This window comes from Citrobacter sp. Igbk 17, from assembly GCF_028069775.1.
Lineage (GTDB): Bacteria > Pseudomonadota > Gammaproteobacteria > Enterobacterales > Enterobacteriaceae > Citrobacter.
Window position 1 is genome coordinate 222,022 of the sequence record NZ_JANEWI010000001.1, and the last position, 19,018, is coordinate 241,039.

Annotated in this window: 8 protein-coding genes; 4 read left to right on the forward strand and 4 right to left on the reverse strand. The window is 56.1% G+C overall.

Annotated features, from left to right (window positions below):
* Positions 1–11: 11 nt before the first annotated feature.
* Genes NNO08_RS01035 through NNO08_RS01045 form a run of 3 tightly spaced genes read right to left on the reverse strand, consistent with a single transcriptional unit; the run spans position 12 to position 11,883 of the window.
* Positions 12–254 carry a hypothetical protein gene (locus NNO08_RS01035; protein ID WP_271449933.1) on the reverse strand — a complete coding sequence of 81 codons (243 nt, stop codon included), beginning with the start codon at positions 252–254 and terminating at the stop codon, positions 12–14.
* Positions 247–10,179: a hemagglutinin repeat-containing protein gene (locus NNO08_RS01040; protein WP_271456010.1), complete on the reverse strand. Its 9,933-nt coding sequence runs from the start codon at positions 10,177–10,179 to the stop codon at positions 247–249. The genes NNO08_RS01035 and NNO08_RS01040 overlap by 8 nt, the downstream gene beginning before the upstream one ends.
* 12 nt (positions 10,180–10,191) lie before the next feature.
* Positions 10,192–11,883, reverse strand: a complete 1,692-nt coding sequence (locus NNO08_RS01045) for a ShlB/FhaC/HecB family hemolysin secretion/activation protein (protein WP_442870770.1) — start codon at positions 11,881–11,883, stop codon at positions 10,192–10,194.
* A 271-nt stretch (positions 11,884–12,154) separates the two neighbouring features.
* Here NNO08_RS01045 and NNO08_RS01050 point away from each other — a divergent pair, with 271 nt between their 5' ends.
* Entirely contained in the window at positions 12,155–12,931 is a 777-nt protein-coding gene (locus NNO08_RS01050) for an MBL fold metallo-hydrolase (protein ID WP_271455990.1), read from the forward strand.
* Between the two features lie 18 nt (positions 12,932–12,949).
* On the forward strand, positions 12,950–13,900 hold the full coding sequence (locus NNO08_RS01055) for a GlxA family transcriptional regulator (RefSeq protein WP_271455991.1): 951 nt from the start codon (positions 12,950–12,952) through the stop codon (positions 13,898–13,900).
* Here NNO08_RS01055 and NNO08_RS01060 read toward each other — a convergent pair.
* Entirely contained in the window at positions 13,897–14,547 is a 651-nt protein-coding gene (locus NNO08_RS01060) for a class I SAM-dependent DNA methyltransferase (RefSeq protein ID WP_271455992.1), read from the reverse strand. The two genes, NNO08_RS01055 and NNO08_RS01060, sit on opposite strands and share 4 nt — an antisense overlap.
* A 125-nt stretch (positions 14,548–14,672) precedes the next feature.
* Between NNO08_RS01060 and NNO08_RS01065 the strand changes: the two genes are divergently transcribed.
* Positions 14,673–15,767: a LacI family DNA-binding transcriptional regulator gene (locus tag NNO08_RS01065; RefSeq protein WP_271456011.1), complete on the forward strand. Its 1,095-nt coding sequence runs from the start codon at positions 14,673–14,675 to the stop codon at positions 15,765–15,767.
* A gap of 106 nt (positions 15,768–15,873) precedes the next feature.
* Positions 15,874–18,951, forward strand: a complete 3,078-nt coding sequence (locus tag NNO08_RS01070; protein ID WP_271455993.1) for a beta-galactosidase — start codon at positions 15,874–15,876, stop codon at positions 18,949–18,951.
* Positions 18,952–19,018: the final 67 nt, after the last annotated feature.

Below are 19,018 nucleotides of genomic sequence, written 5' to 3' on the forward strand. Positions count from 1 at the left end.
ACAAACAGCTATTAAAACCCTTTTAATCCTAAACACCGGGCTATAACACATCCAACACCGATAAATGAGCCAATCACACACCCCATGAATAAAACACGGCTTACACTATTCCATGTAATGTTCAACTTTCCTGTAACTATCCACTCAAAAATAGAGAAAAGGATATCTATACAAAGAAAAGAAAGGATAATTGATAAAAATGCGATCAAAAAAATAACCGATAAATCAGTTAAACTTGTCTGCCGATTACTCATTTTTTTCTCCCTGAATATGGGATTCAATTCTTTTACTCTCATATTCCGATGCGAAAGAAGCGGCTACATCACCAGCAATGCCGGGAATTTGGCTTGGTGTAATTTCCTTAGAAATCCCAAAATCACCTTTTACTTCAGTATACTTCTGAAGTGTCGGGTTAAATTTCGGATCCCAGCCACCTTTCCACCAGTTTGCTCCGGCATTAACACCCCATGAAAGTCCTTTACCAATGCCATAACCGATACCAGAACCGGCACCATTAATAATCGCCCCAGACAGCGGATCTTTGTCATCTATCCAGTTACCAAATGCACCACCTGCCGCATTCCAGCCAACAGTACCCACCAGGCCATTCCCCATACTGAACACATTCACCCAGCCCGCAATAGCTACGTTTGCCGGGTCTATAGTGCCATCCGCCAGGTAGCCAATTCCTGCATTTGCCCCCGCGCCCAGTCCCCACATCGCCTGAGCACTGCCAGGAAGCAGAGCCACTGTACCTGTTGCAAGCGCCAGCCCTACCGCATCACGCTCATTTATCGCTTTCTGACATGCGGCCCCACTCGGATTGTCGGAACAGGTCGCCATATCGATGCCGTGCTGGCGTATCCAGGCAGCCTGCGCATCCTCACTCCCGCCCATCAGGTTATTCTCCGCCGCATTCTTCCCGGCCTGCGCACCCGCTGCTGCTGATGATGAGCTGTCTCCCGCCAGAGCGCCTGCCATTCCCGCTGAGAGACTTGCCAGCATGCTGATGGTCTGCTTTTCCGCTTCGCTCAGCTCACTGACCCGCTTACCCGGATACATCGCCTCCATTATCGCTTTTGCCGCCAGCTCGCCTGAGACAGCCCCTGCCGCTCCCGCCGCCGCGCTGTTTCCCTGCATCGCCGCTGCCGCGCCACCCAGTATCGCATGCGCTATCAGCGCCGCTTCATCGCTTAATCCCAAATCATGACCAATTATATTCGCCAGGTACGGGGCCGATGTCCCCGCCAGCGCCGCGCCGGCATCTCCGCCCACCAGCCCCTGAAGCGCTGCCGTCGCTGCCTGAATTCCACGCTGAAAATCACTCCCCGTACCATATTCCGCCTGTGCATCACGCCAGGTCTGCGTCTCTTTCAGCTCTTCCACCGTTTTATCCGGGTAAACCTTCCGTGCTTCCTCCAGCGCATTCAGCTCCCCCTGCGTCCGCGCGATATCCGCCGCCTGGCTGCCGATATCCCCGATGAGGCTCACTTCCTGCAGCCGTTTCTGCTCTTTCTCTTTGTCAAAAATCGGGCTGATGCTGTCGTTCGCATGCTCTGTGTCACGGCTCAGACCCGCCACATCCTGCTGCTGATTCGCCGCGTCGCGAACCGTTATTGTCCCGTCCGCTACCGCCGCCTGCGTCGTCCCGTCCGCATGACCGCTGTTGCCCCCGACCGTGACCATCCCGACCGGCATGTTGCCTTTGAACCCGCCGCCCGTGTCTCCGGTGCCAGCGCTCATGCCAGCTCCCGCATGACTGACCGTAAAGTCCGCTTCGTTATGAATATCCCTGAAACCCAGCGTTCCGGTGTCCAGGCTGTTTTTATCCGCCGTCGCCGTCGAGGCGATTACCGCGCCGTCCAGCTGCGTGTGCCCGCCCACTGTTACGTCAAATCCACCGTCGTCGGCAAACAGACCCGTCTGCTCCTGCACCGAGGCGTAGTCGCTCTTCATCTGGTCCTGGCTGGCGCTGATATAACCTGAGCCGGACATGCTGCCGTAGGTAAAGCTGCCCCCGGCCGCTGCGCTGCTCTGCTTCGACCGGTAGTCATTGCTGTCCTGGGCACTGCTCATCCACAGGTCGCCACCGATATCCGCCACCACGCGGTCACCGCTGACCTGCGCCCCGTTCAGGATGGCGTCACGCCCGCTGACCAGCGAAACCGTACCGCCGCTGTCCAGCGTGGTCTCCGTCCACGCCGTGCCGTTACCCTTTTCACTGCCTTTTGCGCCGTTGACGTTGGCGAAGACGCTGATGCCGTAACTGTCAGCGTTGACGCCGATACCGACGCCCACCCCGCCCCCGCTGCTGCTGTTTGTGCCCGTCGTCTGTTGAGTGTTTGCCGCACCGCTCAGCACAATATCGTTCGCCGCCACCAGCGTGGTGTCACCACCCGCCTTTATCTGGCTGCCACCGATCAGGATATCGCCGCTGTTGCCGCTCTGGCCGCTGCCCGTCGCAGCGATAATCAGATTATTACCGGCACTCAGGGTACTGCCCGTCACGGTATCCGTCTGAACATGTTGCTCAGATTTGGCGCTCTGCGACGTCAGCGAGACGCTGATACCCAGCCCGCTGTCCGCTTTGTCGCTGGCCCGGGCAACCGCTGCCGCCTGCACCGCCTGCGCGCCAGAAAGCACCGCTTTGGTGGCCTGCAGTGTCGCCAGACGATCATCGCTCTCCCCCTTCGCATCCTGCGAAGTCTGCACTGCGCTGTTTACTGCGCTGCCTGCAGCCCCCGACAGCGCCACCGTCAGGCCGCTGCTCTTCTGCTCAAACGTCTCATCGCGGGTACGTTTATCATGTCCTGGCTCAATCACCACGCTGTCGCCGAGCATAGCAATATCTTTCTGTGCGATGATATCCGCACCGCCGATATGCACCTGCTGACCGGCGGAAATGCTGACGTTGCCGCCGGTTGACCCGACCGTGCTGAAGCTCTCGCTCTGGGTGGTGCCCTGCTCGCGTAAATCATGCGTGGTTTTACTGCTGCCGATGGAAAAACCGATCCCGCCCGTTCCCATCACGCCGCTTTTTTTCGTTTCTTTAAACCGCCAAGAGGTATCGGTATTGGTTGCGGCAATAATGTCGACGTTGTTTCCGGCACCGAGCGCCACATCACCATCACCGACGACGGCAGAGCCCTGTACCAGAATGCTGTTCCCGGCAGCTACAGTCACATTGTCACCGCTCAGCAACGCGCCTTTTTCACGCGTGGCGCTGTCTTCCTCAATCGTGTGGGTGGTCTTTTTATTGAGGAATCCTTTTTTGGTTTTGGTGGTTTCTTCGTAGTGGTAGTCACTTTCCGTCGCCGTAATGAGATTCACATCCCGGCCCACCGCTACGCCGATATCTCCCTGAGCAATCACATCGGTTGCCTGCGCATTCACATCGCGTCCGGCTATAATGACCGTGTCGCCACCGCTGGCAACTTCCGTACCCTGCTGGCGCACGGACTCATTGATGATGGTTTTTTTCTTCGCGTGGTAACTGTCGCCTTCAGCCGTGGCCTCGGCCAGCAAATTGACATCACGTCCGGCCTGCAGACCCACATCATTTTCCGCCGCCAGGCCCGCCGCGTGGGCGTTAATATCCTGACCCGCGATCAGGACCAGGTTATCGCCCGCAGAAATAGTGGTGCGATCCAGCCCGGAACGGTGTGATTCGCTGCCCCCGTCGCGGCTGTTCTCACGCGTGCTGGCCGCATTCAGGTTGAGATCGTTACCCGCAGTCAGCACCGCACTACCGCCAGCGTTCACGTCGCTTGCCGTCAGGTTGAGATTATTCCCGGCATTGATGCCAAGGTCCCCTCCCGCGCTGATGCTGCTTCCCTGCCAGCCCTGTGATGAACGGCTGGTCTCGTCAGTCCAGCGTCCGGCATGGCTCTGCGCATCGTTAATGTGATTCGCATTCACCGCAATATCTCCCGCAGCATTCATCTGCAGTGAATCGCCCGCCGAAAGCGTTGCGCCCGTGACGGTGATATTTGTGCCTGCCGATAGCGACAGCCCATCCTGTGCGGTAATCGACGCCGTCGTGCCCAGCAGCGTGTCTTTAAAACTCACATTGCCGTATTTATCCCACGCATTGATGTCAATCTGCTCCACCTGCGTCAGGTTATTGATGCTGCCGTCGAGACTTGTCAACTGAACCGTTTTTCCGCTAATAGCCGCGCTGATGTTATTGATATCACCAATAGCGCTCAGGTCGAGGTCGCCCCCGGCCTGCATCAGGCCATTGTTGAGATTGTTAATGCTGTTCTGGCTGTCGAGGGTCAGGGTGTTATTCGCCAGCAACGTACTGCCGGTGTTAGTGATAGTACCGCCTGCCAGCTGAACGTTATTTCCGGAGATGACGCTCCCGTTATTGACGGTGATATCCTTCGGCGACAGATAGAGCTTCGGTATCATCACCGTTTCACCGTTGACGGTCGCCGCTTCCCACCACAGCATGCTCTGCTCAAGAGAGGCAATTTGCTCCGCCGTCAGGGCCACGCCAAATTTCAGCCCCAGCGACTGCTGTGCGCCGGCGGCGCTGTCCATCAGATAACGCATTTGTTCCAGATCAGAACCTATACCGTTGATATAACGGCTTCCTGTCTGATTCAGCATCGCATTACTGACGTAGCGGGTATCGAACGCCGCATCACCAAGAAAACGGTAATCGTATTCCGGGTTCAGGTTGAGACGGTCCAGCATATACGCCGATCCCAGAAACTGGTTTTGATCGGTATAGGCGCTGTTGGTTTCACGTGGGGCATCGCCAGGCGTAATCCCCAGCAGTGCGTTCAACTCGACAAACAGAGCCGGGTCCAACTGACCCAAACCATCGAGCTTGGGGTTAATGTTGATCAGGTACGGGCTTTGCGGATCGTCGGAAACAACAAAGTAACCGTGTTGACCAGAAGGCAATGGATACTCACTGGTATCCACCGTTTTCTCCTGATTAATCTGGCTGTTCTTATCGGTAGAGACCGTGTCCAGCGTGGTATCCGCGACATTCCCGGCATCCAGCGTACCGCCGTTAATCTGCTGCAGGGCATCTTGCAGTTGATCGTTCCACTGCGGCGAATTAACGCTAACCGCTTCACTATCTGCCAGTGTCTGCTTTTGCACCCCAGCGTCGATGGTCTGGTTACTGAGTGCGTTCAGGGTAGGGGTAACGAGGGTGTTTATCGCCCCACCCGCACTGGGAGTGGTTGTGGTATTACTGATATCTTGCGAAAAATTAGCCAGAACAGTTCCACCAGACTGAATAACAGCGCGGTATGCCGTTCCTCCAGAGGTTTCCTCCCGGTCATTACCCTGAGCGATATAGTGAATCGGGCCGCTATTATATCTATCCGCGTCTACCGAAGCGGCAGGGGTCTCCCAGGTAAAACCTGATTGATCAGCAACATACGTCCGATAACGGGTGATCGTCCCGTCAGTCCAGGACTGATTTTGCAGGGTTGAACCGGAAAGGGACATATCCCCGCCCGCAAGCAACGTGCTGGCATTATTTTCCAGATGATCTGCCTGGATTACCATCCCGCGCGCGGCACTGATGCGCCCGGCACCGCCGTTTGCGGAGACTGAAAGAGTAGAACGTGAAATGGCGATCTCTTTTGCTGGGCTATTTTTCATCGCCCGGGGTGTTGCGATATCGCGACAGCTGGGGGCAGCTCCGTGCCCTGGGCTACCGCCTCCGCTGCAGGATTCGCTAACAACATAGCCATAGTCGATTCCCAGAGTAAGCTCTGACAGAGGAATGTCGGCATATCCCTCATTCAGCCATGCATACTGTTGTGTCAGATCTTCAGTGTTACCCTTGCTTACCACCAGCCCATCTCGCTGATTCAGCAGATACCCAGTTTTAATCGTGATATCGCCGCCCTGCGTCTCGATGGTGCCGGAAGTGTTGATGACCTCGCGGTTGGCATTTCCCGCCGCATCCTTCTGCATCCACAGGCTGTTGCCCGCAAGAATATCGCCGCGCTGATTGGTAATAGAGTCGGCATACAGCGCCATGTTATTTGCCGCATACAGCAGCGCCGTGTTGATGATTGCCCCCGGCGTATTGAGCGTGAGCGTTCCGCGCGTGCCGGTAAAACCGTCTACGGTAATATTGCCGTGACTGGTGACCATGATGTCACCCCCACCCTGTACCGTTCCGGCGGCATTAAGCGCCACGTTGCTGCCGCTGAGGCTGCTCGTACCGCTGCCGGTGGTGATTTGCCCATTGTTACTCAACTGCCCGCCTGCCGTCAGGTTGACCGCCTGCCCCTGCATGACGTTGCGGTTGTCGATGGAGCCCTCGCTGTTAATCGTGAGGATGTTGCCCGCAGCAAGCGTGCTGTTGGCGGTGAACGCATTCACCAGTTTCAGCGTCAGATTACCCAGCGCAACCACCTGCCCGAGCGCTTCCAGAGACTGGCTAGTGAGAGTCAAATCGCCACCGCTGAACAGTTTGCCAGCCGCATTCTGGTTCACGCGTTCGGCATTAACCGTCAGTTGAGACGTTCCTAACACCGTACCGTTATTGGTCAACTGCTGGTAATTGAGTGTTAGTTGTCCCGCCTGCGTCGTCCCCTGGTTAGTGAACTGACTCCCCGTCAGCGTTGCGCTGTCGGCAAGCCAGTTTCCGTCGTTGGTGGCCGTTGCCGCATTCAGAATGAGATTTGTCGCCTGTAACCAGCCTGCGCCGGAATACTGCGGCGTGGCGAGTCTCAACTCGGCGCCGGAAAGCAGCTTCCCCTCGTTCAGCGCGCGGGTTGTGGCGTTAATACGTGTGTTGCCGCCGCTCTGAATGAAGCCGTAGTTAAACATTACGGGCGTGGCGATCGCCAGTCCCTGACGGCTTACAATTTCCCCCCCTGCCAGGTTCGTCAGTTCACCGTTCAGCGCCAGCGTGGCGTCATTATCCCCCTGCAGTCGTCCGCTATTGGTTAACACACCGGACGTTATGCTTAGCGTCGTCCCCTGAATGCTGCCTGCGTTAGCCACCGATGCCGCATTGAGATCCAATGCGCCGCCGGTGAGCATGCTACCCGACACCTGTTGGTTGACCTCACCATTCATGGCTAACGTCAGGCCATTGACCCCGCTGATCGCCCCGGCGTTATCCAGCGTGGTGCCGTTTAACGTCAAATGACTCGCCGCCCATTGCCCGTTATTCGTCAGGGATAGCGCCTGGAGCGTGGCATTACCGAGTGCGGTGACTTTGCTGCCCTCTGCAGACGTGAAATTTTTGACGAGCATAAGCTGTAACGCATCCGCACTTTGGATTGCTCCGCTGTTAGTCAGCGACTGCGCATTGAGCAGAATCGATTGCCCCTGCCACGTTCCTGCGTTGGTCACATCGCCGGACGTCACTTTCAGCATTCCCTGGGTCAGTAGCGACCCACCCGCCGCATTCATCAGCTCCTGCTGCGGGGCTGCCACCGTCAGGTTTTGTAGGCCAATCAATACGCCCTGGTTATGAATACGATCCTGGCTTAGCGTCAGGGTATTTCCCTGTACCACCCCACTGTTTGTAAATTGCTGACCATTGAGCGTAATGTCACTTTCACTGAGGATGTTTCCGTCGTTCTTCAACTGCTGTGCAGCTAACGACAGAGCTCCCTGACTCATCAATTCGCCCGGCAGGGTAAATCGGTTACTGATGTCAGCCGTCAGTGCGCCAAGGCTGACCAACGCCCCCTCGTGCCGCCAGTCATCAGACGTCACCGCGACCTGTTGTCCCTGCAACGTGCCCTGCGTGATCAGAGTATCCACATCAACGGTCAGCGCGCCGCCGCTCAGCGTCAGTGACGTTGTGTCCGTGCTGAGCGTATCGCTGCGTAAAGTCAGTCCGTTAGCCCCCTGCCACAAGCCATTGTTACGTAGCGTCGTTGCCGCAAGCGTGAGTGAATCCCCCACGATACGCCCGGTGCTGGTCAGGTCGTTTGCGGTGAGCGAGAGCCCGCCGCCGCTTTGAATTTGCCCGACATTGGTCAACTGCCCGGTCAGTGTCCCTTCCAGGCCACGTAAGCCGTTAAGCACCCCGCTGTTATTGAGCGTATCGGCTGTCAATGTAAGGGTATCACCCTGCATCACCCCGGCGTGTTCTACCGTACCCGCATTCACCGTCAGCGCATTACCGGTTAACCATTGCCCCGTTGTCTCCGTCGTCAGAGTACCCGCAGAAATCAAGGCGCTGTCATTACCCTGAACCAGACCACCGTTCTGAACAGTGTTTCCGTCGAGAGTGATAGTATTCGCCACCAGCATGCCGTTATTTTCCAGCGCTTGCGCCGAGAGTTGTGCACTCTGATGTGCGAGCAGACGCCCGGAATTATTTATCGCGTCGCGCAGTTGCAGCTCAAGCGTGTCGGCCTGGATGTCGCCTGCGTTAATCAACTGAAGACCACCAAGGCGCAGATCGCCATCGGTAGCAATAATCCCGTCGTTAGTCAGGTACGGAATGTCCAGCACCAGAGCGGCAAGGCTGTAGATAGTACCGCCGCTCAGGTTTTGCAGATTATCGGTCTGCAGATTCAACGCTGCGTTACCCTGCAGCAGACCGCTGTTGGCGATATGCTGACTGTCGAGTCTGAGGCTGTCTGCCACCAGCGTGCCGTTTTGAGTGGTAGTTTGCGCCACGTTCAGGTTCATTTGCGTGGCGCTCGATTTACCGTTATGGGTGAGGGTGTTTGCCGTCACGGTCAGGTCATTTTTCGCCGCGTGGGTGCCGTTCAGACTTACCGTCTCGGCTTGCAAGGCGATATTCTTCCCGCTTTGCACCTGAGCATCCGTGGCTGTAGAAATACGCTGGCCTTTAATCGTCAGCGTATCTCCCGCATTGAGCTGACCACTAAGATTAACATCACGCGTGGCGGCAATATCCAGCGATGTCCCCTGCATCACACCGCTGTTGGTTACGCTGCCGCCCTGAATACGGGCGGCGTCACCCGCGCTCCATTGGCCGCTGTTACTCAGCGAATCACCATTAACTCTCAGCTGTTTTCCGGCAGTGACCGTTCCCTGCGTGGCAACATGATTGCGCCCGGTCAGCGAAACATTTCCGGCGGCATCCATTTGCGCCGCACGCTGCTGGGCTATATCGCCGGCTGTCAGCACAATATCCTGACCCGCAGTAAGCGCGCCGCCCTTCTGCTCCAGCTTTCCTTGCGCAGTCAGCAGCAGGGTTTTATCACTGACCAGTGCGCTTTCATTCAGGGCGATGTCACTCTGGCTGGCGACGGATACATTCCCCCCTGCTTTATGATCGCCAGAAAGCGCAATATCTTGCCCTTTCATGGAGATAGCCCCACTGGCCAGGCTGGACTTAACGGTTAGTTTTCCATTCGCATCAAGCGTGATATCACCCTGACGGGCATTCAGATTCCCGAGGTTGACCCCCAATCCTTTCTCACTGGAAACCAGACGAATTCGATTGGCGTACATGCCGCCGAGCGCCCCGGTATCCACCGCCACCTTTGGCGCTTCTCCTTCGCCTTGTAGTTGGCTCACCTGTCCCTTCGTCGTTACGCGGTTGGTTCCAGCGATCACACTGAGATCTTTTGCATGCAGCGCCGCGTTGATTTCCGTGGCGCGGGCAATAATCGACACCGCATCGCCCTGACTACCATCCAGCCCTTTGCCTTCAATGGTAATGCTGCCTTTACTTACATCCAGCGACTGCAGATTCCCGTTAGCATCCAGCACCGGTTTACCGGTAGTCAGGGTGACGTTAGGCGTGTTGATAAATCCGCACCCGTTACAGGTAATGCCATAAGGGTTGGCGATCATGACGTTGGCAGCTTTCCCCGCCACTTCGGTATAGCCCTGGAGTTGTGAACGGCTACTCCCGGTAACTTCGTTGATGATCCCTGTCGCTTCTTTTCCTGAACGCAGGTTCGGGTTGTTCTGGATAATGCCGCCAAGCTGGGTCTGATTTAATTGCCCGGTGGCGTTGTTAAGAATCAGCCCCTCTTTTCCCACGTTGTAGTCGTTATATTTGTTGTGTGAAATTCCGGACGCGTTCGGCGTAGCGATGTTCACTACCGGAACACCGTTGGCGGCTTTATCCATTTGCGTATTGCCGGCAGGGGTGATGGTGGCAGCTATGGCCGGAAACAGCGGCTGCGTGGCTAACAGAGCGCTCAATACCCCACTAAGTACACGCTGAGAGAAACGAATCTGATCCTTTTTCATCATCCTGCTTCCTTAAAATGCCACGGCCATGCGGTAATACAAATTGAGATGATCCGGTGCCAGCCAGTCCGGATAATTCACTGGCATTCCTACGGTAAACTGACTGGAGAACCAGCGCCCTGAACTGGTTAATCCCAGCGCGGCCCCCCACAACGTGCCGGAGGCATAACGATCAAAGCCATCCTGTTTCAGCCAGCCGCCGTCAAATGCCGCCATCGCGCCAATCTGTCCGAATACCGGCAGCGTAAACAGCGAATAATTCACTTCGTTACGCCAGTAGCCGCCGTTATCTCCTGAAATGTATTGTTCTTTATAGCCACGTACTGATGTTTCACCGCCCAGCGTCAGGCGTTCGCTGCCGTAAAGCCGGTCCGGTGACCACTGAAAATAGACGCTGCTCAGCCACCACAGATTCTCTGTCAGCGGTCGCTGAAAGCTGCCGCTGACGCTCCACTTGCGAAATTCTGCCTTCGGAACATCACCCTGTTTATTCTTGTCATTCTCTGCGCCAAACCACGGCACCCCCTGGGTAAAAGTGGGGTTGAACGTGGCAACACCGGAGGCGATTTTTTGCGTATGGTTGATACCCAGTGAAATACTGGAAAGTTTGCGGCTGCTGGTCTCCAGCAATACCTCGTTCAATTTATTGCGGTTTATTCGATGGGTCAGGCCCAGCGCAGCCACGGTTTTGATATCGCCATTGCGAAACAGCCCCCAGGAGCCGGTCAGACGATGGGTTTCACTGTCGCCAGTCGAACGCCAGGCATAGCCATTGTTATCAATAGTGCTGAGGTAGTTACTCCAGCTGTAGCTGTAATCCAGCAATCCGTAGCCGTAAGGAACACTCACGCCAGCAGCAACGTTCTGCGCATCTTTACTGCTGGAAAAATCGCTGCTACGCCCGCCGCTGATAAACCATTTATCCGCCAGCCCAAGCATATTATTGAAAAATAATGCCCCGCCCAGTTGTCCGGTACCGGTACTCTTTTGTCCGCTGTTATCAAAACTGACGGAGCCGTTAACGGGGAATTCAGGGGCAGCCGTCAGGTTAACTATCGAGAAACCTTGCTGGCTGCCGGGTAAAATTTCTATTTCCACTGGCGTCTGACGAACCCGGTTCAACTGCTCCATGCCCTGTTCAAGATCGCGCAAATTAAGGATTTTTCCTTCCAGTCCCGGGAAGGTCATTTTCAGCGTGCGTGACGGGACACCTTCGAGACGAATCTCCTGCAATTTTCCCTCAAGTACCGCAATGTGCAGCACACCGGAGGAGAGATCCTGCTCGTTTAAAAAAGCACGGCTGGTGATAAAACCGCGGCTGATGTACCAGTCAGAAATCGCGTTCGTCAGCGCCGTCAGACGAGCGATGTCCAGACACTGATTCACCCACGGCGCGGTTAATTTTCTGGCGGCTTTGGGTGATAACTGGTTTGCCCCCTCAATATCGATACGAGAGGTCGTAAAACAGGCACCAGAGGGCGTGGCAGGAAGCGTTGACCTTTCTGATTCAGGGAGGATCACGCTACGGCCTAACTCTTCGCGCTGGCGCTGATTCTCATCAAGCAATTGCTGCTGCTGTTGTTGAACGGAACTGCGATCGGCAGGAGATAAAGGCGCGGCGTGCCCCGTGGTGGTCAATAACAGAGCCCACCCTGACAGTAAAAAAGTAATCCCGACGTCCCTGATCTTCACCCGCAGCCCCATTTTCCATAATCCATCATGGCTGTTAAAAAATGAGCAAACTAGGTTAAAAGGCACAAAATGTAAATAAATGACACGGTGATATTCAATTTGTAACCGCTTTCCTATTGCTTTTTAGGAAAATTGCCCGGTCCACAATTAAATACGTTCTCCTGTTACGTTCAATGACCCGCCTATTGGCCCAATCCCACCGTTAGTCGCCCATTTGCCCACATTCATCTTCTGGACAACACTCTACGATGACACCACTAACCCAACACGTAGAGCGCACACCATGAACATCACGCAAATCCGTAATGCCACACAGCGCATCACCTTTGGTGGAATGACTTTTCTGGTCGATCCTATGCTGGCCGCGAAAGGCGCATATCCGGGTTTTGCCGGAACCGCACGTGCCGAAATTCGCAACCCAACCGTCGATCTGCCCATCGACATCGATACCTTGCTAAATGTCGATGCGATTATCGTGACCCATCTGCATGAAGATCACTGGGACGAGGCTGCCGCTCGAGTCGTGCCGAAAGACAAACCAATCTATGTGCAAAATGACCATGATGCACACGTGCTGCGGGAGCAGGGTTTCACACAACTCACCGTGCTGACGCACAATACCGTGGTCGGCGCTATCACCCTGCGTAAAACCGGCGGCCAGCACGGCTCAGATCGCGCCTATGCCATTCCACAAATGGCAGAGCGCCTGGGTGATGCCTGTGGCGTTATCTTTATGCATCCGGCGGAAAAAACGTTGTATCTGGTCGGGGACACCCTCTGGCGAGACGAGGTGGAAGCCAACATGCATACTTTCCAGCCTGGCGTGGTGGTTCTGAATGCGGGTTTTGCGCACGTCATCGGGTTTGGCCCAATTATCATGGGCGCGGAAGATGTGCTGAAAACCCACTTCACACTACCCGAAGCACAAATTGTGGCGACCCATATGGAGGCGATTAACCACTGTCTTCTGACCCGCGCGGCTCTGAAAGAATACGCCCGCGACAACCAGATTGCGCAATGTGTCCACGTACCGGAAGATGGGGAAACCCTGACATTTTAATCTCTACAAAGGAATCGTATGCAGCCGCTTAACGTTGCCATTGTTGCCGTGGAAGATTTCAGCCCGTTTCACTTCTCGGTGCCGTGCATCATTTTCAGTGACAAAATGGCGGCGAAAAAGCGCTTTGAGGTACAGATGTGCGCCGAAACACCGGGCATCATCTCCTCGCAGGATGGTTTCTCCGTTACCGCAACCCATGGCTATGAAGCGGTGGAGGCAGCCGACATCGTGGTAATCCCTTACTGGGGCACCACCGCGCATCGTCCACCACAAAGCCTGCTTGATGCGCTCAACCGTGCGCGGCAAAACGGCGCACAGATTGTTGGGCTGTGCCTGGGGGCGTTTGTCCTCGGCTATGCGGGGTTACTGGATGGTAAACGAGCAGCCACACACTGGGAGTTCGAGCAGGATTTTCAGGCGCGCTTTCCTGCGGCCCACCTGGATATCAACGCACTGTACGTGGATGACGACGGCATAATTACCTCGGCAGGTACCGCCGCTGCGCTGGATTGCTGTTTGTACGTGATCCGCCAGCGTTTTGGCAGCACGGTGGCGAATCAGATTGCCCGCCGGATGATTGTGCCACCGCATCGTGAGGGCGGTCAGGCCCAGTTTATCGAACAACCGGTCGCGAAAAATACCCAGGATCAACGCATCAACGCCCTGCTCGACTATTTGCGCCAACATCTCCACGAGCCGCATAATCTCGACGTTCTGGCGCAGCGGGTAATGATGAGTCGTCGCACGCTGACCCGTCATTTTATGAAGGCCACCGGGTCAAGCGTGGCGGAATGGCTGATTACCGAGCGCCTGCGCCGCAGCCAGATCCTGCTGGAGTCCAGTCAGTTACCCGTTGAACGCATTGCCGAACAGGTGGGTTTTCTCTCTCCCGTCACCTGGCGGCAGCATTTTAAATCCCGCTTCGGCGTCAGTCCGGCTGAATGGCGTAAAACCTTTCGCGGCGACTAACCTCTTTTTTGCGCCAGCCAGATGGTGTGCCCGGTACAGAGCGGATCTTCCATCACCCTCTCTATCACCGTAAAGCCGTGCGCCGACAACAATGCGTGGTACTCATCAGGCGCGAGGCTGGCGTGAAACAGCGGCTCGCCCTCAAATTGTCCCATGGCGATGCCGTTGTCCGTACCGCTGGTAAACATCAGCGCGCTGCCGGGATGGCTGAGGCGGTCAAAAATGGGGAACATCTTTTGCTGGTCCAACTGGGTTAAATGGAAAAAGCTGTCCCAGGCGATCAGACCGTCAAAGGTTTCATCAAGCGTTAGCTCGCGCATATCCTGCTCCAGCCAGCGCTGCCCGGGAAAGGCGAGCCGGGCACGCGCCAGCATCGCCGCCGAGCCGTCAATCCCCGTTAGCTGCAAACCTTGCTGGATAAAATAACCGGCAATCGGCTGGCCGTTTCCGCAGCCAATATCCACAATATGACCCTGCCCGCCCATCACCGCGATGAACTTATCCAGCCAGTTTTTTTCAAACAGCGCGCACGAACGCTGGCGGGCAAAAGCCTCCGCATGACGCCGATAGATAGAAAGAATGTTGTTTGCCGCAGCATCGCTCACGATGTCCTCACTTTTCTGCTGTTCTGTCATTATGTTAAGCATAAAGGCTGTTGACCTGCCAGCGCCCAATTCATGTCCCTGGAATGCAACTCGCAGAACCCGACCACAAATAGCCAAAAATAGTCTGCGCTGTGGCATGATAGCGCGTGGATAACGTCATGATCAGGGTGAACAATGTGAAACCGGTAACGCTATACGATGTCGCAGACCATGCAGGCGTCTCTTACCAGACCGTCTCACGCGTCGTAAATCAGGCCAGCCACGTTTCCACAAAAACCCGGCAAAAAGTTGAGGCCGCGATGGCGGAGCTCAATTACATTCCTAACCGCGTCGCGCAGCAGCTGGCAGGCAAACAGACGCCGTTAATTGGTGTCGCCACATCGAATCTTGCTCTGCATGCCCCCTCGCAAATTGTGGCCGCCATAAAAAGCCGCGCCGACCAGTCCGGCGCCAGCGTGGTGATCGCCATGGTTGAGCGTAGTGGTGTTGAGGCGTGTAAAGCCGCGATACACAACCTGCTTTCTCAACGCGTAACCGGGCTTATCATCAACTATCCGCTGGATGAAGAAGACGCCATGATGGTCGCCGCCACCTGCGGCACGGTGCCCGTATTGTTTCTCGATGTCTCTGACCAGGTGCCGATTAATAGCATCGTTTTCTCCCATGATGACGGCGCGCGACTCGGCGTTGAACATCTGATTCAACACGGACATCAGCGCATTGCCCTGCTGTCCGGGCCGCACTCATCGGTCTCCGCCAGGTTAAGGCATAGCGGGTGGCATAAATACCTGGCTCACTATCAGCTACGTCCCATTGCGGAACGTGAAGGTGACTGGAGCGCCCTGTCCGGCTTTCATCAAACCATGCACATGCTTAACGACGGTATCATTCCAACTGCCATGCTGGTCGCCAACGATCAAATGGCGCTGGGCGCAATGCGGGCAATCAGCGAGTCTGGCCTGCGAGTTGCAGCGGACATCTCCGTGATCGGCTACGACGACACCGAAGACAGTGCCTGCTACATCCCGCCGCTGACCACCATCAGGCAGGATTTCCCCACGCTCGGACAGACCAGCGTCGACAGGCTGTTGCAGCTTACGCAGGGCATGTCCGCCCCCGGCAATCTGCTGCTGCCGGTCACGCTGGTCGAACGGAAAACCGTACTGCCGCCTGACACACAAACCGCCACGCCACAGATGCTGGCGGAGTCGTTGATGCAACTGGCGCGTCAGGTCTCTCTGCTGCCATCCGGCGAACGCTAATTACTGTGAGTCAGTTCACCCATTAAACCCGCCCGGCTTTACAGCATCTCACCGCACGCCTTATGTTTATTGAATTGTGAGCGAATAACAAACATGAGATACCGCTATGACTCTAAGCTCGGACTCACTCGCCGCCGTACTGGCGCGCCGTGACTGGGAAAACCCCGGCGTCACACAGATAAACCGTCTGGAGGCACATCCACCATTTTGTAGCTGGCGCTGCGTGGATGATGCCCGTAACAACCGGCCTTCATCCCAACGGATTTCGTTAAATGGCGAGTGGCAGTTCGCCTGGTTTTCCGCACCAGAGGCCGTGCCAGAAAGCTGGCTTGAGCATGATTTACCGCAGGCCGATACCCTCTGCGTACCGTCTAACTGGCAGATGAGCGGTTATGATGCGCCAATCTACTCCAATATCACCTATCCATTCCCGGTCAATCCGCCCGCTGTTCCGACGCAGAACCCTACCGGGTGTTACTCGCTCACATTTCATATCGAAGATGCGTGGTTAGATGAGGGTCAGACGCGCATTATTTTTGACGGCGTGAACTCCGCGTTTCATCTGTGGTGCAACGGTCGTTGGGTCGGCTACGGTCAGGACAGCCGCCTGCCGTCTGAATTTGATCTTCGCGATTATCTGCTGCACGGCGAAAACCGCCTGGCCGTCATGGTGCTGCGCTGGAGCGATGGCAGCTATCTGGAAGATCAGGATATGTGGCGCATGAGCGGCATCTTTCGCGACGTTTCTTTGCTGCATAAACCCACAACACAGATCCGTGACCTACGTATCAACACCCGCTTTAATGATGATTTCAGCCGCGCGGTGATGGAAGCGGAAGTCCGGATAGCAGGCGACGTGCGTGAAGATGTACGCGTAACCCTGCAATTGTGGAACGGCGAAACGTTGGTTGGCGAACTCACCTCACCGCCCGGCAGCGAGATTGTTGATGAACGCGGCGCTTATCACGATCGCACTACGCTGCGCCTCAACGTTCAACACCCGGCGTTGTGGAGTGCCGAAACGCCTAATCTGTACCGCGCCGTGGTGCAGCTTCATACTGCTGACGGTACGCTGATTGAAGCCGAGGCCTGTGACGTCGGCTTCCGCGAGGTCCGCATCGAAAACGGCCTGCTGTTGCTGAATGGTCAACCGCTGCTGATTCGTGGTGCTAACCGCCACGAACATCACCCGCAAAACGGTCAGGTGATGGACGAAGCGACGATGGTGCAGGACATCATCCTGATGAAACAGAACAACTTTAACGCCGTGCGTTGCTCGCATTACCCAAACCACCCGCTATGGTACACCCTGTGCGACCGCTACGGCCTGTATGTGGTGGATGAGGCCAATATCGAAACCCACGGTATGGTGCCCATGAATCGCCTGAGCGACGACCCTACATGGCTTCCTGCCATGAGCCAGCGCGTCACGCGCATGGTACAGCGTGACCGCAATCATCCAAGTATCATCATCTGGTCATTGGGCAATGAGTCCGGTCACGGCGCGAACCACGACGCGCTGTATCGTTGGCTGAAATCGGAAGATCCCTCTCGCCCTGTGCAGTACGAAGGCGGCGGCGCGGATACCGTAGCCACCGACATTATTTGCCCGATGTACGCCCGCGTAGACCAGGATCAGCCCTTCCCGGCGGTCCCCAAATGGTCAATCAAAAAATGGCTGTCGATGCCCGGCGAGCTGCGCCCGCTGATCCTCTGCGAATATGCTCATGCGATGGGTAACAGCCTCGGCGGCTACGCCAAATACTGGCAGGCATTCCGCCAGTATCCGCGTCTGCAAGGAGGATTCGTCTGGGACTGGGTCGATCAGTCGCTCATTAAATATGACGACAACGGTAATCCGTGGTCAGCCTACGGCGGGGATTTTGGCGACACACCGAACGACCGCCAGTTCTGCATGAACGGACTGGTATTTGCCGACCGCACGCCGCATCCGTCGCTGTATGAGGCCAAACACGCGCAGCAGTTTTTCCAGTTTACGCTGTTACCGGGTGACGAGCGCCAGATTGAAGTTCGCAGCGAATACCTGTTCCGCCGCAGCGATAACGAAATCCTGCACTGGTCCATCACCCAGGACGGCAACCCGCTGGCCGCCGGAGAAATCGCTCTGAATATCGCCCCACAGGGCCGCCAGCTGATCACCCTGCCGGCTATCCCGATGCCGGAAACCGCAGGCCAGCTGTGGCTGACGGTTCGCGTGGAACAACCCCAGGCTACTGCGTGGTCAGACGCCGGGCATATCAGTGCCTGGCAGCAGTGGAAGCTGGAAGAGAAACTCAGCCTGGCGCTTAAACCTCGCGCCAACACAGCGCCACAGCTGACGACCCGCGATGATACATTTACGGTAATCGTCAGCGATAAACGCTGGGAATTCTGCCGCCAGACAGGTTTATTGACACAATACTGGCTGGCCGAAGAAGCACAACTGTTAGCGCCGTTAATCGATCAGTTTACCCGCGCGCCGCTGGATAACGATATCGGCATCAGCGAAGTCACGCGCATCGATCCTAATGCCTGGGTCGAACGTTGGAAGGCCGCAGGCCATTACCATGCTGAGCCACTACTATTGCAATGCGAAGCCGAAGCGCTGTCGAACAGCATCCTTATCACCACCGCGCATGCCTGGCAGTATCAGGGTGAAACGCTGTTCGTCAGCCGTAAGTCATATCATTTCGACGGCCACGGCGAGATGCAGATTACCGTGGATGTCGATGTAGCCAACGGCACGCCGCACCCGGCGCGTATCGGCCTGAGCTGCCAGTTGGCGCAGGTGGCTGAACGGGTGAACTGGTTAGGCCTTGGGCCGCACGAGAACTACCCGGATCGCCTGAGCGCTGCCTGTTTTGATCGTTGGGAACTGACGCTGGATGAGATGTATACGCCGTACGTCTTCCCGAGTGAAAACGGCCTGCGCTGCGGGACACGCGAATTACGCTACGGGACGCACCTGTGGCGTGGTGACTTCCAGTTCAACATCAGCCGTTACAGCCAGAAGCAACTGATGGAAACCAGCCATCGTCACCTGCTGCAGCCTGAAGCCGGAACATGGCTCAACATTGACGGTTTCCATATGGGCGTCGGCGGGGATGATTCGTGGAGCCCTTCAGTGTCGCCGGAATTTCAGTTGAGCGCAGGGCGTTATCATTATCAGCTGAGTTGGTGCTAACTCTGCGCCGGATGGCGCGGCGCTCATCCGGCCTACGGTACGCGGTTTCGTAGGCCGGATAAGGCGA